Source organism: Mangrovibacterium marinum (assembly GCF_003046625.1).
GTDB classification, from domain to species: Bacteria; Bacteroidota; Bacteroidia; order Bacteroidales; family Prolixibacteraceae; genus Mangrovibacterium; species Mangrovibacterium marinum.
The window spans coordinates 245537-270693 of sequence record NZ_QAAD01000003.1 but is presented as its reverse complement, the minus strand read 5'-3'; the positions used below and the strand labels follow the sequence as shown (position 1 = coordinate 270693).

Genomic DNA, 25157 nt, shown 5'->3' with positions numbered 1-25157 from the left:
GGAATTTCAGGCAAATGATACCAGTTGGTTTCGAGCTACCGTTTTCTCCTTTCCAAAGTCATTCATCCTCTGACGAAATCGGGAGGCTAAACTGTTTCCGGTTTAACCCATCGGTTTAATTGGCCTATGCGACGCACTTAGCGAACTAAACTCGGAGTAATGTGAATCCAAATATACAAATATCTACATTCGTTTTGTTCGTGAATTGTAATTTGCATTGGATTCCGCAGCTGTTGTAAAACAAGCGATCAGGAACAGCAAGCCGGAACTGTTTTGGCGAAAGACGAAAGCTTGCTAAAAAGAGCCGGACGTTTGAGAACAATCCGCTTCGCTATGAGTTTATAAAAGGGAAAAACAAAATATGTACGATGATGAAAACCGGAAATTTTTTTAAATCAGCTTTATTGTTAGCGATTGTGGTATTTGTGGCTCAGGCTTGTAACTCGGGCGCAAAACCGGAGAAAGAGCATGATCATGTTATGGCGGCGCATGAAAACATACATGCCCAGATGGCCGATAATGGTGTGGAAAAGGCAATTTGCGTCCTTCAGCCTACCGAAGGGAACGCCGTGAGTGGTACAATCACCTTTATTCAGACCGATGCCGGAATGCTCGTTAAAGGCCAAGTGTCAGGCTTAACACCCGGTAAGCATGGATTTCATATTCATCAGTACGGAGATGTAACTGCTCCCGACGGAACCTCGGCCGGCGGGCACTTCAACCCAACCGGGCATGACCACGGGGCTCCGCATGGAGATGTTCGGCACGTTGGCGATTTGGGAAATTTGGAGGCCAATGAGCAAGGCGTGGCTGTTTACGAAATGACTTATCCGGAAATGACTTTTAATGGGGCTGAGTCTATTTTGGGACGGGGAATCATTGTTCATGCCGACGAGGATGATTTGGTGTCGCAACCAACCGGAGCAGCCGGCAAACGGGTAGCGATCGGAGTGATAGGTGTGGCTAAAAGCGAATAGCTTTAGCTGAAATTGGAGTTGGTACCTGCCCGGAATGTTATTTGTAAAAATTCATTTCGGTCAGGTATTTCCATGTTTTTTGCGGCACAAAATGTCGGATATCTCGGCCTTCTTTGATGGCTTTACGGATAAATGACGCCGAAATCTCCATCAGCGGAGCATCTACCAAATGTACATGAGGATGGTTTAGCCACTCGCTTCCCTGAAATCCGGGTCGCGGATACACCAAAATGTTGTAATTGGCCAATAGTTCTTCGTAGTTTTTCCACTTGTGGAAGGAGTCCAGATTGTCGGACCCGACAATTAACCAAAAGTCATGCTGCGGATATTTTTCGTGCATGTAGGTTAAGGTGTCGATGGTATACGAGGGTTTGGGCAGGTTGAACTCGATCGAGCTGGCTGCAAAACGAAAATCATCGTCAATGGCTTGGTTTACAAGCTGCAGGCGATGATAGTCTTGCAACAGGTGTTTTTTATTTTTAAACGGATTTTGGGGACTAACCACAAACCAGAGTTTGTCGATTCCGGCATATTCCAACATATAATTGGCAATGGCCAAATGGCCGATATGAATTGGATTGAATGTTCCGAAATACAGGCCTACCTTCATGCCACTTATTTTTCGTTGATAAAGTCGGTTACCAGTTTCTCGGCATTGGCAAGTGTTACCCGCAGTTCCTCGCTCACCAGAACAAGGTCGAATTTGGGGGCAAAGCTCAGTTCGTATTGGGCTTTTTCAACTCGTTTGTCGATGACTTCAGCCGAATCGGTTGAGCGGCCAACAAGCCGGTTGCGCAATTCTTCGATCGACGGAGGCTGTACAAAAACAGCCAAGGCTTCCTTGCCATAGTATTTTTTGATGTTTAGCCCGCCAACAACATCTACGTCGAAAATAACATGTTTTCCTTGCTCGCGGATGCGTTCAACTTCCGATTTTAAGGTGCCGTAACAGGTTCCTTTGTAAACTTCCTCCCATTCCAGAAATTCATCGGCTTTCACTTTTCGCTGAAACTCGTCGGGACTCAAAAAATAGTAGTCAACACCATTTGTTTCGGTATGCCTGGGAGCGCGACTGGTTGCCGAAATCGAAAATTCCAAACCAAAATCCTGCTTCAGCAGATGTTTTACAATTGTTGTTTTTCCGGCTCCCGACGGAGCTGAGAATATGATGAGTTTTCCTTTTTGCATAATTCGGAGTTACAAGTTAAAAGTCAAAAGTCAAAAGTCAAAGGTCAAAAATGAGAGGAGCTCATTGGTCCTTTGATTTCTTAATGATTGATGCCAATATCTTTTTTAATTCTTCAGATTCATTCACCAAAAAATCCAATTGATCCGACGGAACATCGTTGACCAAGTGAGTAGCTTTTATAATCCGCAGCCAATAGTTGCTTTCACGCATTTCCCGGAGACTGATCTCAACTTTAAAGATGAAATCAGCTTTAGAGCTACCAGCTTGCGATTCTTCGTAGTTGGCTCCTGATGAAGTAGCTGATCTCGTCAGTTGGTAGCGAATAACTCGATTTTCTTGAGTTGAAGGAATTTCGCGCAAAAATTTGATTACTTGTACTGCAAAATTGAAAAGCCTTTCCATCAAATCTCTTTCCATAAGTTGATCCTTGTTTTTTGCCTTTTTACTTTTGCCTTTCCACTTCTCTTAGAGCACGTTCAGCAGCTGCTCTTTAATTCGTTCCAGGGCATCTTTCATTTGAACCACCAGGCGTTGGATGTTGCTTTCGTTGGCTTTGCTGCCAATGGTGTTTATCTCGCGGCCGATTTCCTGAGCGATAAATCCGAGTTTTTTACCAACATCGCTGGTGTTGTCCAGCGTTTCCAGAAAATAGGAACAGTGGTTGGTCAGTCGCACCTTTTCTTCGTTGATGTCCAGCTTTTCGAGGTAATAGATCAGTTCCTGCTCAAAGCGGTTTTTATCCATATTGCCGTTCAGAGCAATTTCATTCAGATTATCCTGAATCCGTGTTTTTACATTCTCGATGCGTTGTTTCTCGAATGGCTCAATTTGGCTCAGCAGGCTTTGAATATCAGCGATGTTCGAGCGGATGTCTTGCTCCAAAGCATTGCCTTCCTGCACCCGGAAGCCGTCCAGCATTCCAATAACGGACTGAATTTTTTGCAGAATTGCCATCCATTCATTTTCGTCCAGCTCTTCGTAAACGGTTTTCACGGTGTCGGGCAAACGCATGATATTTTGCATGATTTGCTCGCTAACCGGTAAGCCCAGTTTTTGTTGCAGCTCACTCATCTGCTTAAAGTAGGCTGTGACAATCGATTCGTTGATGGCCGAGTTACTTTCTGTACCCAGATTCTCGATATATAACGAAAAGTCGATCTTCCCGCGGATTAATTTTTCTGAGATTGCTTTACGAATGACCAAATCTTTCTCCCGGTAAAGCATCGGAAGACGAGAGTTGATGTCCAGTTGTTTGCTGTTCAGTGATTTCAGTTCGATGGTAATCTTTTTGTTACCTGTTTCAAATTCGGCTTTTCCGTAGCCGGTCATCGATTTGATCATGTGCTTCTTTTTAGTTGCCGCCAAAGTTATAATTTTTCCGGGAAAGCTGGAGTTTGTGTGCCGGCGCATTGCTTGATAGAAAGCGAAAAACCAATTTTTCTTCTAAAAAGCTTATCAACCCGTGAATCACCAACAGGAAAGAAAGCCAATGATTTTCGGATATCCTGTTGTTGTGCTTGTCGTTCAAACTATTGTCGAACCCACTTGAAAATGAAAATTCGCCCGGCAGGTCAATGTTTTTTGATCAAACGTGGAAGCGAAAAAACAGGCTCTGAATCCCAGAAAAGGGGACATTCACCGAAAAAGCATCATAACTTCCCGCTTCGAAAAAAAGCGGTTCTTTGCCGTCGTTCAATTTAGGCAATCACTCCGGAGCCAATTAGCTCGTTGCCGTCGTACCAAGCTGCGAATTGGCCTGAAGTAATGCCGCGTTGTTCCTGTTCGAAAAGGATGTAAATACCTTCTTCTTTGCGGTACAAGGTGGCTTTTTCCAGCGGCTGGCGATAGCGAATACGGACCTGGTAATCGCGAACTTCGTCAAGCTCCATGGCCAGATCGGTTCTGATCCAGTGGATTTCTTCGTTGCCAATAAACAAGCCGGCGCGGTAAAGCCCCGGATGTTCGCTTCCTTCGCCTACATAAATGATGTTGCGTTTCACATCGGTTCCTAAAACAAAGAGCGGTTCTTCGTGTCCCCCAATGTTCAGTCCTTTGCGCTGTCCAACGGTGTAGTAATGTGCCCCGCGATGTTCGCCGATTATTTTGCCATTCCAGGGCTTGTAGGGATAGGCAAAGCATAGTTTCCGGAAATTGTCGGATGTTTTCTCAACTTGCTTTTTCTTGGCCATAAAGCTGGCCGGAATCTCAATGACGTTGCCGGTTTTGGGTTCCAGTTGTTGTTGCAGGAAGGTTGGTAAATCAACCTTGCCCACAAAGCAAATGCCCTGCGAGTCCTTGCGGGTTGCCGTAGGTAACTGTTGCTCGGCGGCAATTTTACGAACCTCGGGTTTATCCAGATGACCAATCGGGAAAAGAGCTTTGCTGAGTTGTTCCTGGTTCAGCTGGCACAGAAAATAGCTCTGATCTTTGTTGTTGTCGGCTCCGGCACGAAGCTGGTAGATCATCTGTCCGTCTTTTTCAAACTCGGTTTTTTGGCAGTAATGTCCCGTAGCAACATAGTCGGCTCCGTGTTTCAGACACTCGTCCATAAAAATGTCGAATTTGATTTCGCGGTTACATAAAACATCCGGGTTGGGCGTGCGGCCTTTGCTGTATTCATCGAACATATAGTCGACAACTCTTTTTTTGTAGTGCTCACTCAGATCCACAATATGGAAAGGCATATCCAGTTTCTTGGCTACCATTTCAGCGATCAAGGCATCGTCCTCCCAGGTACACTGGCCGGTTAACGTTCCGGTACGGTCGTGCCAGTTGATCATGAACAAGGCGATCACTTCATAACCCTGTTGTTTCAGTAAGTAAGCCGCAACACTCGAATCAACACCCCCCGATAAACCAATAACTACCCTTTTCATATTTTAAATTTTCAACTGTCTAAAAAACTGATGCTTTGCCCGAATTGATTACATTCTTGCTGTCAGCAAATTGAGCGCAAAATTAGGATGAAAATCGGAAATAGGCAATTCCTTCGGTAGGGTGATGCGACTTTATCGGGGAATATTGGAATAATCAGTGTGAGAATGCGCCCTTTGGATTCGTTAAAATTTAACCATCCGTCGGTGAAATCGACGAATCGATCGGTTTGGTTTGATCCTTTTTGCGTTCATGCTCACCTTTGATGCTACATCTATTTTGTGACAAATAACTATTTAAATCACCATGAAAAAGTATTTTGTTTTACTGGCTATTTCCGTTATTCCCGTTGTTGGCTTTTCGCAATCCCGTTTTTTTGTAAACCTGAATGCAGGCTGGGATCATACGACCGACAAATATTACAATTACAACAACTATGAGTTTTTCGACAATGACGGCAATGAGTACAGCTATGGCGCATCTGTCGGGATGAATTTTTCGGATGTTGTGCGTTTCCGCTTGGCTTCGGTATTAGGGCAGTACAGTTACGGACAGTACTACTCGGGTAGTAATTTGTTAAAAACAACCATGACACTGAAGTATTTCAGTATTAGTCCCTACTTTGATTTCAGAGTTTGGACGAAGAATAAGTTCGAGTTGTTTCTTTCACCAGGACTAAAGTTGGAATATATTTCCGATTCGGATCAGGAAACAGCGAAGACCGATGGCTCGGTGTCGGACGGCAATTATGTGTCGAACTCTTATGCCGATAAAATGGCCGGTTTTGCCGGCTCGGCTATCCTGAAATACAGTTTCAATAAGCATCTGGGAGTGACACTTACTCCGGAATACACGCTTTATTTCAAACAATTGTACGAACAGAACGACTCGAATATGAAGCGTTTTTCAACCCGCTTAGGTGTTGAATGGCATTTTTAGGCCGCTCGTGCTGCGGCAAGCAAATTGTGGCGCACCGTTGGCTTTAAGCTAAAAGAAAAGGTATCCTGAAGAGGGATACCTTTTCTTTTTTGCTTTTACAGCTTTGGTTATGCGGATGTAAATTAAGAGCTTGTCGTCTGCGGCAGCCTTTTAATAGCTTATTCCGGGAGCATCGTTAAGGTTCCCAAATCCTCCACCTGCCCAAGTCCCAAACTCACCTCAACCGAGTCCGGAGCATAGCCTGTCTTTGAAAATTTAATTATGTAGTCGCCGGGAGGAATACTGTTGATCTCAAACAAGCCTTCGCTGTCGGTTTGTGTTGACAGGGATTCATTTTTGACTTCAACAGTCACATCGGCTAAACTTGTTGTTGTTGTACCATCCGATGTTTCCACCTGTCCCATAACTGTTGCCAGTGTCTCGTTTAAGGTGATGTCGATGGTTGTTGTTTGCATCGGTTCAACCGTTGCCGGAAGCTGCACATCGTCGTAACCGTCGGCCGAAAGGGCAACGGTGTATTCACCTGCGAGCAATCCGATGACCGCGTAGTAGCCATCCATATCCGGCTGGGCCGAGGAAACCGTGTCTCCCGCGCTGTTGAGAATAGCCACGAGCAGGCTTTCCGGATTAACGCTGTTTTCATTATCAAAATCGTTGATGGAAACTGTTCCTTCAATCGATCCGCTCTGATCCTGCGCCGATGCCCGGATAACGGGTTTAAATTTAAAGCCTTTCAGCGGGGCTCCATCCTTGGGATTTCCCTGCACCAAAAACGAACGGCTGACATCAAAATCGAGATAAACAACAGCTTCCAGGTTGCCTTTTATTTCAACACCACCGTCTATTTTTATTTTCAAACCGCTGCTGGTGCCGCTTGGTATTTTCAGGTCGAAGGGTTGGTTGCTTTCATCAGCATACACGACCGCTTGGGCAATGTGTAAGCGAATTTCCCGGTAAGTTCCGACTTCGATCGCCGATGTGTCGGCAATATCGGCAAAAGTACCGTTCCGGAGCTTGAGCAGATCGAAGGCCTGCGACTCCGTAGACAGGACAACAAAGCCGGATTCGTCGGTTTCTTCGGTGGTCAGATCATCCATCTTTTTAATAACCACCTGATCGATGGTGATGATCACCGAGTCAACCCGTTCGCTGGGGAAGGGTGCATCAGTTAAGCGGATTTTCAGACTTCCGGTGGTTGCATGATCCGGATTTATTGCGTCATCGTTGTTTGAACACGATGATAAAAGGGTGATTGCTAATGCCGATAAAATAAACAGGGCTGTTCTCATCTTTCGTCTCATACTTCTCATTTTTCTGTTAAATAAATTACGTAGTCAGACCTGAAGGAGTAGTCAAGGTTCAAAGAGCGGCTGATGATTTTTAAGGCCGACTCCAAATTGGCTGTTTCCAGCTTGCCGCTAAATAAGTAGGTTTTGTTGGCCTCGAGCTGGATGCTAACCTGAAAAAAATCTTCCAATGCAGCCAGAACAGTTTCTATATTTTCTGCTGTAAACTGCTTCGAAAAGAAGGCTGATTCAGGATAGAGACTGGTAGTTTCTGTTCGGCTAACGAGCTTATTATCTTCGAAACGGGCACATGTGCCGGCCGCAATAAGCTGGTGAACCTGCTTGTTGTCGAACGAAACTTTGCCCTCGAAACAACTGACCGTTAGTTGGTGGATGTCTTCGGATATCCAAAAGCGTGTTCCCAAAACGCTGATACTTCCTTCATTTGTTTTTACAATAAACTTTTTCCCTTTGTTTACCTCGAAGTATGCTTCGCCTTCCAGCCGAATTTTACGATTCCAAAAATATCCGGAATAACGAACTGTGCTGTTGGAACTTAAGATTACCCGCGATTGGTCGGGTAAGCGAAATGTATTGGATTGATCGCCGGAATGAAAAGTGTGTTGTTGAAAAAGAAAAAGATGAAGAAGTAAAATCAGGATGAGAGAAGCAGCGGTTGAAATTGCGATTCGATAAACAGGACTTAGTAATAGAGCTTCGTGCCCAAACCGTCGTCTTTTGCCTTCTTCAATCTTTTTCAGAGTATCCTTGTATGCCGTATGTTTGTCCTTTGTTGCAGGAACGCGAAACGTTTTAACCATGATCTCTGTTCTGTTCTCCGGCTGTGGAGAAGCAGAGGAGGTAGAGAGTAGTATTATTTCGCACGCTTCAAACATCGTTCATTCCATTGTTCGAAACTAGTTATCCTTTCACCAGGAAAAACCCTACCGCAAAATTGAATTTTTTTTCAATTTTTTATTTTAAAAGAACATTGACAAAAAACACCGGGGTAAATTGAATGGCTGTAATGTCGGTACGAACCGCATAGCTTCCGGTGTTGTTTGAGATATTGAAATAATCAATTTCCAAAACGTTTTTCCGATCGAGAACATTCATGCAGGAAAAACCAAGATTAAAGGTACAAAATTTAAGCTGAAATCTGCGTTGCACGGCGAGGTCAATTTGCATGAAATGCGGGAGCCTTTCATACAGTTGATCTGCCGTTTGTTCATTATTAGTGAGATAGGGGCTCCCGCTGTGGAAGAATAAATTGGCCGAAAAGAGCCAATTGTTCATTTTGCAAAGCTCTGACCAACGTATTTTGAACCGCTGGTCGTAAAATGAGGGGTAGTATTGGCTATTGTAATATCCTTCAAATTGCTCGTTTGATTCGGATATCGTGCTGCCGATGATGTGCGTAAACTTACCGTGCCGGTACTGGATCATCAGATCGATTCCCCGATTGATTGAACGACCGCTTCGCAGGAAATAGTCAATTATTTTTTCTTTCCCCGAGCTTTGCTGTGCATACAAGTTGGCCCGGCCGGAGGTGTTTTTCCAATAGGCTTCGACATTCATGCTTAGGCCATTGTAATTATATTGGAAGCCGATCAGATTTTGCCAGGCCTTCAGGATTCCTTGTCCCTCTTCGGCCGGCAGGTACCAAACCAAATCGACGTTGTTGTCGATATCAATCTTGCGAATCCGGCTCAGAAATTGATAATAAAGACCACCGGCATATACGAGTTTCATTTTCTTGTTTAGCTCGTATGTTAGGCCTGCGCGAGGCTGCCAGTACAGCTGTTGGTTTTGTCCCAGGTAGTTTGCGCGCAGACCTATACGTGCTTGCAGTAGAGGTGTTAGGCGGAGCTTTTCCTGAAAATAAGCGTGAACAACGGCTGTTTGGTTGTCAAAAATAATGGAGTCCATCAGCTTGGTGCCCGTCGATTTATTGGTCAGATAGTCGTAGCTTACATCGTAGGTATTGACGCCAAATCCGGCTTGGTGAGTAAATCGCTGGCTGTGTAGCTCGCCACTCCACGAGGCCGAAAATTCCTTCAGAAAATTGTGGTCGGTGTCCAGTTCGTCTTTAGCTCCTTTTCCCTGGCTGTTTTCACTCATCCCGGCATTTTTGAAGGTGCTTCTTTGCAGTTCGTTGTAGCCGATAGTCAGTCGCTGCTGAAAGTCTTCGCCGGGCTGGAAAGCCCAATTGGCACTAAAGCCTTTGTTGTTGCTGTCGGCATGCTCGTAGCGGTACAAGCGCGACTGATCCTTGAATATGTAATCGCGCTCCTGAAAATCGGTGCTGTTGATGAAGTTGACCGAAATCTGGTGTTTGTCCGATGGTTTCAGCGCTATTTTCAGGTTGAGGTCGTCGAAACGGATAACCGGTGAAACGCTGGCCTCGTCGTTGGTACTTGCTTGATTTAGAATTGATCGGTACAGATAGTTTTCCCAGCGATCGATATATGAACGGCGGAATGCACCGGAAAACGAAAGTTTTTGGGTAACCGGAATGTTTGCCGTTGCGCTGACATTTAGGAGGTTGGCCGATAGCTCGAAGCTGGGTTTGTAGAAATTTGTTTGGCCGGTTAGTTCAACAATGCCCGAGATTTTTTCACCGTAAGTGGCATCAAAAGCACCGCGCGACACGAAGGCCTGCGAGACAAACTTTGAGTTTAACACGCTCAGGTTTCCAAAAAGGTGGCTGGTTTCCAGCAGAGGGATGCCGTCCAGGGCAATCAGGTTTTCCGAGGGATAACTACCGCGAATGGAAATGCCTGAGCTTTGCCCGCCGATGAAGTGAATGCCCGGGATTAGATGCAGGGAGCTGATCAAGTCGCTGTTGTCGACCTGTGGAAAGTTGGCCGACTGTTTGGGATTGAAGGCAATCCGCTCAGTTTGGTTGCCCATCTCAACAACATCTTTTTCCTGCTGAGTGACCTGAATGGTCGCCATTTGTACTGTAAACGGACGTAGACGGATGATGTGCCTGTCCTCCCGGCCGATGGTGATGATGGTATCCAGCCGCTGGTACCCCAGGTGGCTGATCGCGATTTGAATTTCGTTATTCCCGTTCGTTGTTGTGCTGAAAATGCCCAGTTCGTTGGTTGTCGTGCCGTAGTTATTTGTTCCCTGAAGGCCGATATTGCAGTACCGCAACGGTTCACCGCTTGTTTGGTCGATTACCACGGCCGAGAAGGTTCTTTTTTCGATTACCGGAGGTGGAAGCGGCTCCGGATTAGGGTACAATACAACTGTGCCGTCAATATCTTCTGCCTTCAGATGGTATTTTTTGCAGATGGTTTGTATAAATTCTGCCAGGTTTCGGGCTTCAATATCTTCCTGTACTTTTAGTGCCGAGAAATAGTTGGCATCGTAGGCAAAGTGAAGCTGATTTTTATGAGCAAGCTGTTCGAGTGTCTGCGAGAGAGATTGGCCATGTCCGTTTACCCGAATGTCGGTTTGCTGAGCGTAGCTCCCGGCGAAACAGGAAAGAAACAGCAAAAATAATATGGCTTTAGCGCAGCTTTTCACGGACGATTAGTTTCGTTTCGTTTATCTCGTAGTTGAAATTCATAGCCTTCGCCAGGATGCTTAAGGCCATTTTTTCGTTTGTGAGTTTCAGTGTGCCGGTAAATCTGCGCTCCAATATATGCTCGGGAGCGATGAGCTCGTAGCTCGTCCGGGCGCAAATCAGCGATAAGATCTCGGACAAAGGACGATTGACCCATTGGTAGCTGTCATCCGGTATTTTCAGGGCTTTTTGCATGTCGAACTCAAGGGGGCCTTCTACACCAGCCGGTGAGTAGCGGATCGTCTGCCCGGGATGCAAAAGCAGCTGTTTGCCGTCAATGTTGAGCTGAACGGCTCCCTCGTAGCAATCTACACGCCCGTAATCCGCTTGGTATGAGCGAATGTTGAATTGTGTGCCTAAAACTTTCAATTGTCCGCCCGGGAATTGGACTAAAAATGGCTTTCCCTTGCTGACATCAAAATAGGCCTCGCCTGTCATCTCAACTTTCCTGGTGCCATCAAGCAGGCTTTCGCGGTAGTTTATCGTTGTGTTGACTTTTAATTTTACCTGGCTGCTATCCGGAAGTTGAGCCAATTGCATTGTTTGCTCCTTGTTGGCAATCTCCAGTGTTGGCCGTAGCGTGTTTATCAGGCAGAAGATTAAAAGCAGAGCTGCGGCAACAGCAGTTCCAAGCCAATAGCTGGTTTTGGGCGCTGTTTTATCTTGATGCCTGTGCGTCGTTTTGTCGTCAATCCTGCGCGACAGCTGTTGGTAAATTTTGGCTTTATCCGTCGTTCCGGGAACCTTGTAGCCGGAAATCAGTTGATCGGTATCGATATTTGTTTGTTTCATGAGCTTACAGTTTTCGGTTCACTTTCTTCTTTAAAAGCTTTAAGGCTTTAGTGATGTGTTTTTCAACTGTCTTTTGGCTGATATTGAGGTCGTGAGCGATGTTGGCATAGCTCATCGAATCGATCCGGCTCATTAAAAATATTGCCCTGGTTTTGTCGGGTATTTTAGCAATTGCCCGCTGTAATAAATGGTCAAATTCCTTCAGTTCTAAGATAAATTCAGGCGATTCATTTTCTTCTTCCCTGATTTGAGCGTTTATAAAATTGATTTTGACAGCCTTTCGGCGGTAGTGTTTAAAATAATTATGGCGAACAATGGTAAACAGGTACGAACGGGCCGTTGCTCTGTTCAAGCTTTTTCGTTCTTCCCAAATCTGAAGAAAGGCATCCTGGCTCAAGTCTTCCGAAAGCGTGATGTCGCCAGACAGGTAGTACACGTAATTTCGAATGTGTTCGTAATGTTGATCAAAAATTGATGCGAACCACTGCTTGTCATCATTGTCCAGGTGCATTCTTCGGTTGTTGGGTTGTTTGTACTTGTACAAATATAGTAATTGTAAAACGTTTATTTTACAAAATGCCTGCCGATCGTCGATAAAAAAACTAAGGCAACAAAAAGTCGTCCTGCTAAATTGCAAGTGGATTAGTCTTCTGGAAAAGGGGACAACCGACTCCGAAATCATTTATTTGTTTGGGTTTTCAAAGAAAATAGGGGCACTTTTGCAGCATGATTAAGAAGTCTGTTTTTTCAAATACTGTTGTTCTGGCGGTAATAGCCTGTTTGCTATGGTCTTCGGCCTTCGTTGGCGTTAAAATCGGCCTGAAGTACCACACGCCTTTTCAGTTTGCCGGTGTTCGTTTTACGATCTCTGGCCTTTTAATTATGATGTATTTTAATAACCTGAAGTCATACTGGGGGCAGTTGAAAGGCGCCTGGCAATTCATTGCCAAGGTTGCATTGCTGCAAACGGTACTGATTTATATGCTCTTTTATTCGGGTATTAATTTGCTGCCGGCGTCGGCTTCAGCCATGATTATTGGTTCATCACCCTTGTTCATCTCGTTGGTGTCTCATTTCACGCTGCACAACGATAAAATGGACTGGTTGAAAAGTATCAGTATCATCTTTGGCGTTGTGGGCGTGGCGCTGATCACTTTTTCGCGCTCGAATTTGCCGGTGGGACAGCAGATTAGTTTGCTTGGGGTGGCGCTGTTGTTGTGCAATAACCTGGTTTCCGGTTTCGCGAATGTGTTGGTGACCAAGAAGCCGAAGCAGTTGTCGCCGGTGGTCCTGAGTTCAGCATCTTTATTTTTCGGAGGACTTGCCCTGGTCGTTATTTCAATTCCGATTGAAGGCTATGGGTTGAAAGGCGTTTCTGTCGAATATTTCGTGTCGCTGGGCTGGCTGAGTTTTCTCTCGGCAGCGGCTTTTGCCATCTGGTTTACGCTGCTTGGCCGGCCGGGTGTGAAGGTTTCGGAACTGAATACCTGGAAATTCCTGATCCCGGTTTCGGGAGCGATCCTCAGTTGGTTAATTATGCCCGATGAAAAACCGGAGCTTGTCTCCATCATCGGTATGCTGGTGATTGCTTCATCGCTATTGGTGATGAACTACTCGAACCGGAAAGCAAACCGGTTGGCAGCAAGGGCTGGAAAATGATCCTGCACTCGAAAATCAGGGGGTATTACGAGGGGGAATTACAATTTGACTGCCTCGGAAATGCTTTTCTCATCCAGGTCTGGTTACTGTTCTTGTTGGCTGATTTTCTTTTCCACGATGTTGAAAATAAAACAGGACCCTTTCCCTTTTTCGCTTTCAACACGGATGCTTCCGCCGTGCTTTTCGATAAACTCTTTACAAATTATCAAGCCTAACCCGGTTCCTTTTTCATTGGCGGTTCCGTAAGTCGAATAATTCGTTTCGGCTTTAAATAGTCTACCAGCAGCTTTAACGTCCATTCCGATGCCATTATCCTCAACCTGGAATTCGATTTCGTTTTCATTTCTCAATGCCGAAATTCGGATCCAGCCTCCCGGGTTTGTAAATTTTATGGCATTCGAAATCAGATTGCGAAGAATCGTTACAATCATGTTGTAATCGGCGTAAACTTCAAAATCAACATTGCCCACCGTTTCAATCTTGATTTCTTTCATGCGGGCCGAAAAGCTTAAATTGGTTGATACCCGATCAATAATCTCTTTTAAATGGACTCGTTTCGGTGAATACTGTAGTTTGCCGGTTTGTGTTTTAGCCCAATCTAGAAGCGTTTCCAGTAAATTTAAAGCCTCGCCGCTTTCTTTTTCGATTAAACTCAAAAGGATTTCGATGTTTTCAGAATCTTGCTCTTGAATTGATTCAATCATGATGCCGGACGCGGATAAAATATTTCCGATTGGATTACGCAAGTCGTGCCCGATAATGGAGAAAAGTTTATCCTTTGTGCCATTTAATTCGAGCAGTCGGGCATTGTTGGATTTTAGCTCTTCCTGCTGTTTGAAAAAGTTGAGAATAAGTTCTTTCAGCTTAACAAATTCCGGCGTTTTCGACCGAAGTCTATCCAGGAATCGTTGGTTGTTTGTTTCGAGTGTGCGGTTAATTATTGAGAATGGTTCAACTAAAATCCGGCGGAAATAAAGGATGAAGACAATAAGTGCCAATAACGCAATGAAGGAGATCAATAGGGTCAGGAGGAGAAAGTTATTTAGGTCCCGTTGAATGGGGCTCACCCGGCTGAAAACAACTTTGGCAACTGTTTTTCCATTAGCACCGTGGAGCTCCTTTATGATGCACTCGCGCTCTCGATCGAGTTCGATCGGTGAAGAGTCGGTTGTCGCAATGAGTTCTGTGTCAAATCCGGTCGATTCGTAAAGATTGTTCAGGTACGCCTCATCCCATTCTTCACCGACCAGCAGATAACCTTGTGGTTCGGTTTTTCGTTCGGTTGCATCAGCTGACGGGACAATCGTGGCTCCGTAAAACTCAATCAGTTGATTGCCTGAATATTGAAAGTAGTGGCAATAGGCCGATTGTGCAAATATGTTTTTTATCGCCGTCTTGTCTGGCTGATAATACGAACCAATGAGGCTCGAATCTGAAAACTGGTGAATAAGCTCGTCATCTTGGTTAAAAACCATAACGGTTGAGTGGTTGAAGACATTGACCATGAAATCGATGTTGTCAATCGCCCAAACGGAATCGGGCTTGTGCGTGTATTCGATCAACTCGTCCCAAGCTGAATTGTCGTCGACAATTTGCTTGAGGGAACCGAATTTAATCGCAATAACTTTGTCGATGATCTGAGCCTGGTTGCGTTCATTCTCCTTCATGAAAACATCTTGTACCGCACGGTTAACGTAGGTGATGGAGGTGAACGAAATGATTAGAACAGCAGCAAACGAAAGTAATAATAGCGAGATTTTTAGGTGAAGTTTCATTCCATGTGTACTTTAAGCGCGCTAAAAATAGAAATAGAGATGGAGTATTTGGTTCCCCTTTGCTGTATTTCTTGCGCTTTTTACTTTTAATTTCCTTTTTCAAGGTGAATGACGGCTTGATTGCCTTTCGAATTCATGCTTGTCGGGTACTTTAAATCGAAATTTAACCACCTGGTTAAATTTTTTGGTCAAAACTATTGACTTGTATTTCGAAATGTTTTAGGTTTGCAGCAGTTTTAACCAAGTAGTTAAACCAAATAGAAAAATGGAAGTTAAAAAAGACAATACGGAGGACAAGATTATTGATGCGGCTACGGACGTGTTTGTTCAGAAAGGGATGGATGGCGCCCGCATGCAGGAGATTGCAGACCGGGCAGGAATCAATAAAGCATTGCTTCACTATTATTTCAGAAGTAAGGAAAAGTTATTCGATGCCATTTTTACAAAGCTCATCGGCATTGCTTTTCCGCGGATTGGGCAAATCATATTTTCGGAACTGCCTTTTTCAGAAAAGCTGGAACAGGCCGTAGGCACTTATCTCGACTTGCTGATAAAATATCCGTTCTTGCCGGCGTTTATTGTTAAAGAAGTGAATCGTGATGCGACTCCCTTTTTTAGCTTCATCGAACGCTCCGGTTTTTCCGTCGATCCGATAAAGCGGATGTTGCAGGAAGCCATGGACCGGGGCGAAATCAGGCCCATGAAACCCGAGCATCTGATGGTGAATATTATTGCACTGTGTGTTTTTCCATTCGCTGTTCGTCCGATAATCAACCATGTTGCTTTTAAAGGTGACGATAAAGCTTTGAAACAGTTTCTGGCTGAGCGCAAAGATGAAGTCAAATCGTTTGTATTGAAAGCTATTCAACCCGAATAATCCGAATTTATGAAGACCAGAATTAGTTTAATCATGCTGTTGTTACTGCCTGCTCAGTTGCTTTTTGCGCAGCAGGAGGTAAGCCTGTCAGATTGCCAGGAGTGGGCGCGCGATGTGCATCCGTTGCTCAAACAAAAAGAACTGTACCAGAAGATGAGTTCCTTGAAATTGGACAACATTAAAACTGCGTGGTTGCCGCAGCTGGGGGTTAATGCACAGGCCAGTTATCAATCCGATGTCACACATATTGGAATTTCGTTGCCGGCTGTTGATATTCCGACGGTTTCAAAGGATCAATACAAAGCCTACCTGGATGTGAAGCAAAATATATGGGACGGCGGCATATCCAAAGCACGCGAAAATGTTGAGGAAGCACAAAATCTGGCCGACCAGCAGGGCGTTGAGGTCAGTTTGTACCAGGTGAGAAAGCAAGTGGATGATTTGTTTTTTTCTTGTTTCCTGATTCAGCAAAACCTCGATCTGCTGGGCAAAAAGCAGGAGACGCTTGAGGCCCGGAAACTGCAAATGGAAAGCGCTCTCGCTAATGGGGCAATCCTTCAATCTGATTTAGACCAGGTTTTGGCGGAGTTGATCAAGGTGGCTCAGCAACAGTTGGAGTTACAAACCAGCCGGGAAACAACATTGGCAGCACTGGCAATCCTCACGGGAAAAGAGCCCTCCGATTTGCAGAATCTCGAAATCGGAACTTCTGAAATTGGGACGGATACGGAAATCGTGCGTCCGGAAATGGATTTGTTTCGCCAACAGGCTGATTTATTGAGCGCGTCGGCCGACTTGACACAGAAAGCGCGTAACCCGAAGTTGTTTGGTTTCGGTCAGGCGGGCTACGGGCGACCTGCCTTAAATATGCTGAATGATAGTTTTGATACCTATTACCAGGTTGGCCTCGGCCTGAGCTGGACGCCTTTTGACTGGAAACAAACCAAGCGCAGCAAAGAGGTTATCCAACTGCAGCAGGAAATGGTGCAAACCGAGCAAGCGCAATTCGAACGCAATATTACAATTGCCTTGGACGGCCAAAGCCGGAAAATAGAGCAATTACAACAAATACTAAAAAGTGACCGGGAGCTGATCGGACTGCAGGAACGCATCGCGAAAAGTTCGGCCTCAAAGCTTGAAAACGGAACAATTACAACAGCAGATTATTTGCAGGACTTGAATGCAGAGCTGGCAGCCCGGATCACTTTTGAAACACACAAAGTGCAGCTGGAAGCAGCAAAAATTACTTATCAGAATTTACTCGGACAATAAAATACACACATAACTATGAATCGAATTTATCTTTTACTCTTGCTCGTTGTGCTGGCATCAGCCTGCAAAAATGGCGACGAAACATCTGATGCTTACGGAAACTTCGAGGCCGACGAGACCATTGTTTCTTCAGAAATTTCCGGAAAACTGGTGCGTTTTGAAGGAGAAGAAGGTCGCCAGGTGAAGCAGGGCGATGTGCTGGCCGTTATCGATAGCAGCACGGTAAAACTGCAGATTGAACAATTGCAGGCCCAGGTGGAAGCAGTGGCTGTTAAAAAAGTCAACCTTCGGGCTGAAATTGATGTGTTACAGCAGCAGTTGAAAAATGCAAAGATCAGCCAGAACCGGGTGCATAAATTGTTTGCCGATAAAGCGGCAACGCAACAGCAGGTCGACGATATCGACGGCCAGGTGCGGGTGCTCGGGCAGCAGGTTTTAAGTCAGCAAACCCAATTTGCTGCAATTAACAGCGAGCTCGCGGTACTGCAGGCACAGATCGCATCAGCCGAAAATCAGCTGGAAAAATCGGTGATTACAAGCCCGGTAACGGGAACCATTCTGGAGAAATATACCGAACTGGGCGAGTTGGCAGCTCCCTCGAAAGCCCTGGTAAAGCTGGCCGATCTTTCGGAGCTGGACCTTCGGGTGTATGTTAGCGGAGCGCAACTGCCGCATGTGAAATTGGGACAGCAGGTGCAGGTATTAATCGATGAAGACAAAAAAACGAATCAACACCTGACGGGAGTGGTGGACTGGATTTCCGCGGAGGCCGAGTTCACGCCCAAAATCATTCAAACCAAAGAAGAACGGGTGAAGATGGTTTATGCCGTCAAAGTAAAAGTGAAGAACGATGGCCGCCTGAAAATCGGCATGCCGGGAGAAGTGAATTTTGAGTGATCAGTGTTGTGTAATTTACAATTGAACGATTTACAATTTACCATTGAACGCTCACCGTGAAACTCTGTGATTTTCTCTGTGTCCTCTGTGGTTAAATAGTTAAACGATGATTAAAGTTGAAAACATATCGAAATCATACAACGACGTTCAGGCCCTGAAGGACATTTCTTTTTCGGTGGAAAAAGGCGAGTTGTTTGGCTTGATTGGTCCGGATGGCGCTGGCAAAACCAGCTTGATGCGCATTTTGATGACTTTGCTTTTGCCGGATGGCGGGCAAGCTTGGATGAGCGGCCTGGATGTGGTGAAAGATTACCGGAAGATTCGTCGGATTGTGGGTTATATGCCGGGACGTTTCTCGTTGTATCAGGACTTGACCGTAGAAGAAAACTTGTCGTTTTTCGCAACGGTCTTCGGAACGACGATTGAAGAAAACTACGAACTCATCCGCGATATTTATGTGCAAATCGAGCCTTTCAAAGATCGGTTAGCGGGAAGACTGTCCGGAGGGATGAAGCAAAAGCTAGCCCTGTCTTGCGCGTTGATTCACAAGCCCGGGATTTTGGTGCTCGACGAGCCAACAACCGGCGTGGATGCTGTTTCGCGGAAGGAATTCTGGGAGATGCTGAAAAAATTACAAGAGCAAGGAATTACCATTTTGGTCTCGACGCCTTATATGGACGAGGCTGGTTTGTGCGACCGTGTTGCCTTGATGCAAAAAGGGGATATTCTCAGCATTAATTCGCCGGAACAAATCGTCAACGACTACGATCGCCCGCTTTTGGCTGCCCGCTCCCACGAGATGCACCGGCTGATTCAGGATTTGCGCCAATGGGATCAAGTGGAAACAGCCTACGCCTTTGGTCAGTTTGTGCACATCACGCCGTCGAACAATCAGCTTCAACCGGACGAAGTAAAAGCACATCTCGAAAAACTCAATCATCAGCAGGTGCGATCTTCATTCATCAAAGCCGGAATCGAGGATGTGTTTATGGCACTGATGGGGGAGAGTGAAAGTGTACAGTCGCGGTCGCAGTCTCAGTCTCAGTCTCAGTCTCAGTCTCAGTCGCGGTCACAGTCTCAGTCACAGTCTCAGTCTCAGTCTCAGTCTCAGTCTCAGTCTCAGAGGGGACGCAGTAGAAACGGATAAAAAATAAATCGTTATGGATTTTAAAGAGTTATTGGCATATCAAAAAGCGTTCAGTTTATCGATGCAGATATTTCAACTTTCGAAACGATTCCCGAAAGAAGAAACCTATTCGCTAACTGACCAGGTTCGGAGATCGTCGCGGTCTGTTTGTGCCAACATTGCTGAAGCCTACAGGAAAAGAATATATGTGAGACACTTTATTAGCAAGTTGACGGATTCCGATGGAGAGAATAGTGAAACGGCTGTTTGGTTAGATTTCGCATTGGCATGCGACTATATTTCAGCTAAGCAGCACGAGGAAATGTTTGATGAAACCAAGGAAGTTGGCAGGCTAATCAATTACATGATTCAACACCCGGGCAAATTTGGTTGTAACGAAAAAGAATCATGAAAGAGGATAAAACTGATACGAGCGCACTGAACACCGCGACTGTGACTGAACACTTGCAAACTGTCATATCAGTCAAAAATCTCGTCAAGAAATTCGGGCACTTTGTTGCTAATGACCACCTGACTTTCGAGGTTTACAAAGGGGAGATTTTTGGTTTCCTTGGAGCGAATGGTGCCGGGAAAACCACCGCCATGCGGATACTTTGCGGTTTGAGCAGCCCAACCTCCGGTGAACTCACAGTCGGTGGTTACGACGTGTACAAACAGGCTGAATTGATCAAACGGAATATTGGTTACATGAGCCAGAAGTTTTCGTTGTACGAGGATCTGACGATTGCCGAGAATATTCGCTTTTACGCCGGTATTTACGGGTTGTCGCGTCAGCAGCGGAAGGAAAAGGAAGACCGGATGCTGAAGAAGCTTGGTCTGGAGCCCGAACGTGATAAGCTGATTGCATCGTTACCGTTGGGATGGAGGCAAAAACTTTCTTTCTTGATCGCATTGTTGCATGATCCGCAAATCGTATTTCTGGACGAGCCAACGGGCGGTGTTGACCCGATTACCCGCCGCCAGTTTTGGGATTTTATCTACGAAGCTGCTGCCGAGGGGAAGACCATCTTTGTGACCACACACTACATGGATGAGGCGGAATACTGTGACCGGGTTTCCATTATGGTGGATGGCCGCATCGCCGCCCTCGACACTCCCGATGTCCTGAAAAAGCAATTCAATTCGGAAGATATGAATGGGGTGTTTTTGCAGTTGGCACGCGGGGCAACACGGACCGACTGAGCCAATTTTAACCACAGAGGACACAGAGGAAAACACAGAGTTTCACAGATAATAAATTCGACAGATTATGGAAATTAATAAAATTACAGAACAAATTTTAAGGTGTGCTTACAACGTCCATTCTGCGCTTGGGCCTGGGTTGTTGGAAAGTGCCTACGAAGAATGTTTATTTTATGAATTGATCCAATCAGGATTTTTGGTTCAAAAGCAAAAAGCGTTGCCCCTGGTGTACAAAGACGTGAAATTAGATGCTGGGTACCGAATTGATTTGCTTGTTGAAAACAAAGTTGTTGTTGAAATCAAATCGGTTGAAGCATTGTCGGACGTTCATATTGCTCAGGTTTTGACTTATTTGAAACTGTCCGGATGCAAAATTGGCTTATTGCTGAATTTCAACGTAGCTTCATTAAAACACGGAATAAAAAGACTTGCTAATTAGCTGCTCTGTGATACTCTGTGAAAAACTCAGTGTAACTCTGTGGTTAGCAAAAATAAAATAGAATATGGATCGCTTTCTCGGTTTTGTCAAAAAAGAATTCTTTCACATTTTTCGCGACCGGCGGACAATGATCATCCTGTTTGGGATTCCGATCATTCAGCTTATGCTGTTTGGAACAGTGATTACCAACGAGATTAAAGATGCGCGCATTGCCATCTACGACCAGTCGAAAGATGAAGTAACGCAGGAGATCACGACCAAGCTGATGTCGTCCGGTTACTTTTTGCTCGACCAGAATCTGGAGAGCACGGCGGATATTGAAGCCATTTTTAAACAAGGCAAGGTAAAGGAAGTGCTGGTGTTCGGACGCGATTTTAGCCGGAAGCTGCAGCGCGAGGGAAAAGCCGATGTGCAGATCATTGCCGATGCCTCCGATCCGAACCTCGGAAAAATGTTGGCCACCTACACCACCGGAATCATCAACGATTATATTTTCAAACAAATGGGCAACCTGCACCTGCCGATGCAAATTGAGCCGGAAGTCCGCATGGTTTATAACGAAGGCCTGAAGTCGGTTTACATGTTTGTTCCAGGCATCATGGCGATGATTCTGATGTTGATCTCCGCCATGATGACTTCCATCTCCATCACCCGCGAAAAAGAACTCGGGACCATGGAGATTCTGCTGGTGTCGCCGCTTCGTCCGTCCCAGATCATTCTGGGAAAAGTGACACCCTATCTGGTCTTATCTTTTATCAATGCCCTCGTTATTTTGGGGATTGGACATTTCGTTTTTGGAGTGCCAATCAAGGGGAGTTGGGGGTTGTTGTTGGGCGAAAGCATACTTTTTATCCTCATGGCCCTTAGCTTGGGCATCATGATTTCGTCATTGGCTAAAACGCAGATGGTGGCCATGTTTATCTCTGTAATAGCGTTGATGTTGCCAACAATCTTGTTGTCGGGTTTCATTTTTTCCATCGAAAATATGCCACTGCCCTTACAAATTGTCTCCAATATTATGCCTCCCAAATGGTTTATCATTATCCTTCGGAACATCATGCTCAAAGGCGTTGGCATGGCCTACGTCTGGAAAGAAACGTTGGTGTTACTGGGCATGACTGCGTTTTTTGTGGTGGTTGCGGTGAAGAAGTTTAAGGTGAGGTTAGAGTGAAGCTGCAAGTAGATCGCTTCAAGCTTCAAGAAATTTGAAACCTAAATACTGAAATAATGAAAGATTTTAAAAAGCTAAAAGTTTGGCAACACGGAATCGATGTAGTTGTCGACGTTTATCATTCTTCTCAGGACTTTCCGAAGGAAGAAATCTATGGATTGACGAGCCAAATGAGACGAGCAGCGGTTTCGGTTCCATCAAATATTGCCGAAGGTTCGGGGCGGAATTCAGATAAGGACTTTGGTCGGTTTCTGGATATTTCGCTGGGTTCAGCCTTTGAGCTGGAAACACAACTCATTATTGCCAATAAATTGGAGTTTCTTTCGAATGATAAATTTGGTGAATTGGTCGATAAAGTTCAGGAAGAACAAAAAATGATTTCCGGTCTTTTACGAAGTTTGAAAACTAACGAATAAGTCTTTTCGACTTGAAGCTTGCAGCTAAAAACTTGTAGCTCTATATGAAAACGATCAAATACATATTACAAAAAGAATTTGCGCAAATCAGACGGAACAAAACCATGTTGCGAATGATTGTCATGTTGCCCCTGGTGCAGATGCTGGTGCTGGTATTTGCGGCCACCTACGACCTGAAGAATGTCGATATTTATGTGGTCGATCAGGATTTGTCGGATACCAGCCGCGGCTTGATTAATCATTTCGAGGCGTCGCCCTTTTTCAATATTCACGATGCTTCGTTCGATTTAGAGGACGGCATAAACCAACTGAAAAAGGAAGAGTCGGATTTTGTGTTGGTGATTCCGCCGGATTTCGAGCGCTCGCTGGTTCGGGAGGATGAAGCGGACGTGCAACTGCTGATCAACGCCATTGATGGCAACAAAGCTTCGCTGATTTACCAGTACACGAGCAATATCATTTCAGCTTACAACAAGCAAATCATCATGCGCTGGAAAGGCCTGCCCGACTTTAATCCGCCGATGCGGGTTGATGCGCGCGACAATTACTGGTTCAACCCCGAGTTGGATTACAAATGGTACATGGCGCCGGGAATTTTGTCGATCCTGGTGACGATTATTGGCATGTTCCTATCGGGAATGAACCTGGTGCGCGAAAAGGAAATGGGTACCATCGAGCAGCTGAATGTGACGCCAATTAAGAAATGGCAGTTCATTGTTGGCAAGTTGTTGCCTTTCCTGGTGATTGCCTTGCTCGACCTGGCTTTTGGCTTGCTGATTGCCCGCCTTGTTTTCAATCTGCCGGTTGAGGGAAGCCTGGTATTGCTGTTTGGCTTCGGCGCGCTCTACCTGGTCGGCGTACTTGGTCTTGGTTTGTTTATTTCCACCGTCACCGAAACGCAGCAGCAGGTCATGTTTGTCACCTTCTTTTTCATCATGGTCTTCGTACTGATGGGCGGAATTTTCACCCCGGTTGAAAGTATGCCGCATTGGGCGCAGCAGCTCGACCGGCTCAACCCGATCTATTATTTCATCCGCATCATGCGCATGGTGTGCCTGAAAGGCTCCGGTTTTAGCGACTTGCTGGAGGAGTTTGTTTCACTGACCATCATCGGGATTTCTTTTCTGTCGCTGGCCATCTGGCGCTATCGGAAGACAAGTTGACCAGTGGTTTTCCCAAACGCGCTAAAATGACGCATAACGAATGTCTGACCGTCTGAGATCTGAAAATCGAAAGATCTATTGATGAACAAAGGTTGAAGCTATTCTTTCAGTTCAATTTTTGGGAGTGCAATATCGAAGCGCACAGCAATAAGCCGGATCGTGATGATTGACCCTACCGTCGCGATTTCGCAGGCATGCTCATTCATGCCAAGAAAGTTTAACAGCAAATAGACGAGCGCTCCGGCAATACAGGCTGTTGCGTAAATTTCGCGGTGGAAGATCAGGGGCAGCTCGTTACAGAGCGTGTCGCGGATGACACCGCCCACCACAGCCGAGGCCAGTCCCATCATCACGGCCAGGGGAATGTTGATGCCCATCATCAAGGCTTTTTTCAGACCGATGATGGTGAACACGGCAATCCCGATGGTATCGAAAAGAAAGAGTGTTTTTTTCAGCGTCATCACCACCTTCCCAAAGGCGATGGTCACCAACACACCGGCAATAATCAGCCAAAAGTAGTTCAGGTCGCGCATCCAGGCAACCGGCGTGTCGCCCAGCATCATGTCGCGCAGCGAGCCGCCGCCCACCGCCGTGACAAAGCCAATCATGGTGGCCCCGAAAAAATCGAGCCGCTTGTTGGCAGCCGTCAACGTACCACTGATGGCAAATACAAAGGTTCCGATATAGTCGAAAAGCAGTAATAAATTCATGGCGCAAAGAAATAAAAAAGAAACGGATTCGAAGTGGCAAAAGCGACTGACCGGGTGACTTCAACCTCACCCGGTCAGTCCTTTAGTCGTCCTGAACTTGAGTCAGGCCGCTGTCTGTTCAAATTTGCGGCAAATGTAATCGAGTTTGTGACTTGTTGTTCTGTTTTTATCAGAATTGTGCGGAATTAAAATAGGTCTGTAGGTGTTGTTGAAAAGTGGCTTTGATGATGTTTTGAACGACAACCATGCCAACCGGATCTCCGAAAATCGCCGACTTCCGTTGCCGTTGGATATTTTCCGGAATCAGGAGGGGAGATTGTTTTTCTCGCAATGTCAAAGTTGACACGGCTCCACTTTTGGGTTTTTCTTGCTTTGTCAAACTTGACACGGCTCTACTTTTGGTTTTTTCAGCAATGGCTTTAGCCATTCAATTTGGGTAGCACAAACGATAACATGAAGATTGTCCCGTCCCGTACGGGACGGAATTTCCCCCTGTCGTCGTTAAGCTACCCCAATGGCATCCCTCCGGGATTGCTGGGAGCCTGTCACGCTAAATAAATAAAAGGCCGCTCGCTCGTTGGCGCTGTTTGGGACGACAACCCGACAACTTGTGACAACCATGACAACCGGATCATCGAAAATCACCGACTTCCCTTGCTGTTCGAGAGTTCCCCGGAATCAGGAGGGGGTTATTCGGAAGGGCATCGGTTGGGGGAAGCCGTGCGTTACAGAATAGCAAAAAGCTGCGAAAAGTCGCGGAAAAATAACTCGTTAATCGTTACTTTGCCTGCTTTATCAAAATTTACTTCTAAAAA

The 25157-nt window shown here is 45.6% G+C and carries 26 protein-coding genes and 1 riboswitch; of the genes, 13 read left to right on the top strand and 13 right to left on the bottom strand.

All coding sequences use genetic code 11. The annotated features are described in order from the left end of the window. Positions 1-29: 29 nt before the first annotated feature. A riboswitch (molybdenum cofactor riboswitch) is annotated at positions 30-169 on the bottom strand. 199 nt (positions 170-368) lie between these two features. Continuing rightward, positions 369-977 carry a superoxide dismutase family protein gene (locus C8N47_RS04435; RefSeq protein WP_211316032.1) on the top strand — a complete coding sequence of 203 codons (609 nt, stop codon included), beginning with the start codon at positions 369-371 and terminating at the stop codon, positions 975-977. A gap of 37 nt (positions 978-1014) precedes the next feature. Here the strand turns inward: C8N47_RS04435 and nadD are convergent, their stop codons facing one another. From nadD to mnmA, 5 genes are all read right to left on the bottom strand, one after another. Then, the gene (gene nadD / locus C8N47_RS04430; protein ID WP_107821309.1) at positions 1015-1587 is read right to left on the bottom strand and encodes a nicotinate (nicotinamide) nucleotide adenylyltransferase; all 573 of its coding nucleotides are present in this window, start codon (positions 1585-1587) and stop codon (positions 1015-1017) included. A 5-nt stretch (positions 1588-1592) separates the two neighbouring features. Next, positions 1593-2165, bottom strand: a complete 573-nt coding sequence (gmk, locus tag C8N47_RS04425; protein WP_107821308.1) for a guanylate kinase — start codon at positions 2163-2165, stop codon at positions 1593-1595. Positions 2166-2226: 61 nt separating this feature from the next. Beyond that, on the bottom strand, positions 2227-2583 hold the full coding sequence (locus C8N47_RS04420; protein WP_107821307.1) for a four helix bundle protein: 357 nt from the start codon (positions 2581-2583) through the stop codon (positions 2227-2229). A 48-nt stretch (positions 2584-2631) separates the two neighbouring features. Then, complete coding sequence (locus C8N47_RS04415; RefSeq protein ID WP_107821368.1) at positions 2632-3507, bottom strand: YicC/YloC family endoribonuclease; 876 nt, start codon at positions 3505-3507, stop codon at positions 2632-2634. A 356-nt stretch (positions 3508-3863) separates the two neighbouring features. Next, complete coding sequence (gene mnmA / locus C8N47_RS04410) at positions 3864-5042, bottom strand: tRNA 2-thiouridine(34) synthase MnmA (RefSeq protein ID WP_107821306.1); 1179 nt, start codon at positions 5040-5042, stop codon at positions 3864-3866. 304 nt (positions 5043-5346) lie between these two features. On the opposite strand from mnmA, the gene C8N47_RS04405 reads away from it, so the two are divergent. After that, positions 5347-5979, top strand: a complete 633-nt coding sequence (locus C8N47_RS04405; RefSeq protein ID WP_107821305.1) for an outer membrane beta-barrel protein — start codon at positions 5347-5349, stop codon at positions 5977-5979. A gap of 158 nt (positions 5980-6137) precedes the next feature. Here C8N47_RS04405 and C8N47_RS04400 read toward each other — a convergent pair whose 3' ends face one another. The 5 genes from C8N47_RS04400 to C8N47_RS04380 all read right to left on the bottom strand — a co-directional run bounded on the left by C8N47_RS04400 (position 6138) and on the right by C8N47_RS04380 (position 12145). Continuing rightward, the gene (locus tag C8N47_RS04400) at positions 6138-7280 is read right to left on the bottom strand and encodes a DUF4382 domain-containing protein (protein ID WP_170111286.1); all 1143 of its coding nucleotides are present in this window, start codon (positions 7278-7280) and stop codon (positions 6138-6140) included. 5 nt (positions 7281-7285) lie between these two features. Continuing rightward, positions 7286-8086, bottom strand: coding sequence for a FecR family protein (locus C8N47_RS04395; RefSeq protein ID WP_170111285.1), 801 nt, complete (start codon positions 8084-8086; stop codon positions 7286-7288). A 154-nt stretch (positions 8087-8240) separates the two neighbouring features. Beyond that, the gene (locus C8N47_RS04390; RefSeq protein ID WP_107821302.1) at positions 8241-10802 is read right to left on the bottom strand and encodes a carboxypeptidase-like regulatory domain-containing protein; all 2562 of its coding nucleotides are present in this window, start codon (positions 10800-10802) and stop codon (positions 8241-8243) included. After that, the gene (locus C8N47_RS04385) at positions 10786-11634 is read right to left on the bottom strand and encodes a FecR family protein (protein WP_107821301.1); all 849 of its coding nucleotides are present in this window, start codon (positions 11632-11634) and stop codon (positions 10786-10788) included. Before C8N47_RS04385 ends, C8N47_RS04390 begins: the two co-directional genes overlap by 17 nt. Before the next feature lie 4 nt (positions 11635-11638). Then, positions 11639-12145 carry an RNA polymerase sigma factor gene (locus C8N47_RS04380; protein WP_170111284.1) on the bottom strand — a complete coding sequence of 169 codons (507 nt, stop codon included), beginning with the start codon at positions 12143-12145 and terminating at the stop codon, positions 11639-11641. 215 nt (positions 12146-12360) lie between these two features. Here C8N47_RS04380 and C8N47_RS04375 point away from each other — a divergent pair, with 215 nt between their 5' ends. Beyond that, positions 12361-13293, top strand: coding sequence for a DMT family transporter (locus C8N47_RS04375; RefSeq protein ID WP_107821299.1), 933 nt, complete (start codon positions 12361-12363; stop codon positions 13291-13293). Between the two features lie 83 nt (positions 13294-13376). Here C8N47_RS04375 and C8N47_RS04370 read toward each other — a convergent pair whose 3' ends face one another. Further along, positions 13377-15068, bottom strand: coding sequence for an ATP-binding protein (locus C8N47_RS04370; protein ID WP_107821298.1), 1692 nt, complete (start codon positions 15066-15068; stop codon positions 13377-13379). Between the two features lie 265 nt (positions 15069-15333). Here C8N47_RS04370 and C8N47_RS04365 point away from each other — a divergent pair, with 265 nt between their 5' ends. From C8N47_RS04365 to C8N47_RS04320, 10 genes are all read left to right on the top strand, one after another. After that, complete coding sequence (locus tag C8N47_RS04365; protein WP_107821297.1) at positions 15334-15945, top strand: TetR/AcrR family transcriptional regulator; 612 nt, start codon at positions 15334-15336, stop codon at positions 15943-15945. A 9-nt stretch (positions 15946-15954) separates the two neighbouring features. Beyond that, positions 15955-17217, top strand: coding sequence for a TolC family protein (locus C8N47_RS04360; RefSeq protein WP_107821296.1), 1263 nt, complete (start codon positions 15955-15957; stop codon positions 17215-17217). Between the two features lie 15 nt (positions 17218-17232). Beyond that, positions 17233-18114, top strand: a complete 882-nt coding sequence (locus tag C8N47_RS04355; protein ID WP_107821295.1) for an HlyD family secretion protein — start codon at positions 17233-17235, stop codon at positions 18112-18114. Between the two features lie 106 nt (positions 18115-18220). After that, a complete protein-coding gene (locus C8N47_RS04350; protein WP_107821294.1) occupies positions 18221-19261 on the top strand; it encodes an ABC transporter ATP-binding protein in 1041 nt (346 codons plus the stop codon). 13 nt (positions 19262-19274) lie between these two features. After that, positions 19275-19652, top strand: a complete 378-nt coding sequence (locus C8N47_RS04345; protein ID WP_107821293.1) for a four helix bundle protein — start codon at positions 19275-19277, stop codon at positions 19650-19652. Then, positions 19649-20443, top strand: a complete 795-nt coding sequence (locus C8N47_RS04340; RefSeq protein WP_107821292.1) for an ABC transporter ATP-binding protein — start codon at positions 19649-19651, stop codon at positions 20441-20443. The genes C8N47_RS04345 and C8N47_RS04340 overlap by 4 nt, the downstream gene beginning before the upstream one ends. Positions 20444-20510: 67 nt before the next feature. Beyond that, on the top strand, positions 20511-20882 hold the full coding sequence (locus C8N47_RS04335; RefSeq protein ID WP_107821291.1) for a GxxExxY protein: 372 nt from the start codon (positions 20511-20513) through the stop codon (positions 20880-20882). A gap of 64 nt (positions 20883-20946) precedes the next feature. Further along, positions 20947-22053 carry an ABC transporter permease gene (locus C8N47_RS04330; protein ID WP_107821290.1) on the top strand — a complete coding sequence of 369 codons (1107 nt, stop codon included), beginning with the start codon at positions 20947-20949 and terminating at the stop codon, positions 22051-22053. 56 nt (positions 22054-22109) lie between these two features. Then, positions 22110-22469 (top strand): four helix bundle protein, encoded by a 360-nt coding sequence (locus C8N47_RS04325; RefSeq protein ID WP_107821289.1) that lies wholly within the window; start codon positions 22110-22112, stop codon positions 22467-22469. Positions 22470-22513: 44 nt separating this feature from the next. Next, the gene (locus C8N47_RS04320; RefSeq protein ID WP_107821288.1) at positions 22514-23632 is read left to right on the top strand and encodes an ABC transporter permease; all 1119 of its coding nucleotides are present in this window, start codon (positions 22514-22516) and stop codon (positions 23630-23632) included. A 98-nt stretch (positions 23633-23730) separates the two neighbouring features. On the opposite strand, the gene C8N47_RS04315 is transcribed toward C8N47_RS04320, so the two are convergent. Next, positions 23731-24342 (bottom strand): trimeric intracellular cation channel family protein, encoded by a 612-nt coding sequence (locus C8N47_RS04315; protein WP_107821287.1) that lies wholly within the window; start codon positions 24340-24342, stop codon positions 23731-23733. Between the two features lie 169 nt (positions 24343-24511). Next, on the bottom strand, positions 24512-24769 hold the full coding sequence (locus tag C8N47_RS04310) for a hypothetical protein (RefSeq protein ID WP_107821286.1): 258 nt from the start codon (positions 24767-24769) through the stop codon (positions 24512-24514). Positions 24770-25157: the final 388 nt, after the last annotated feature.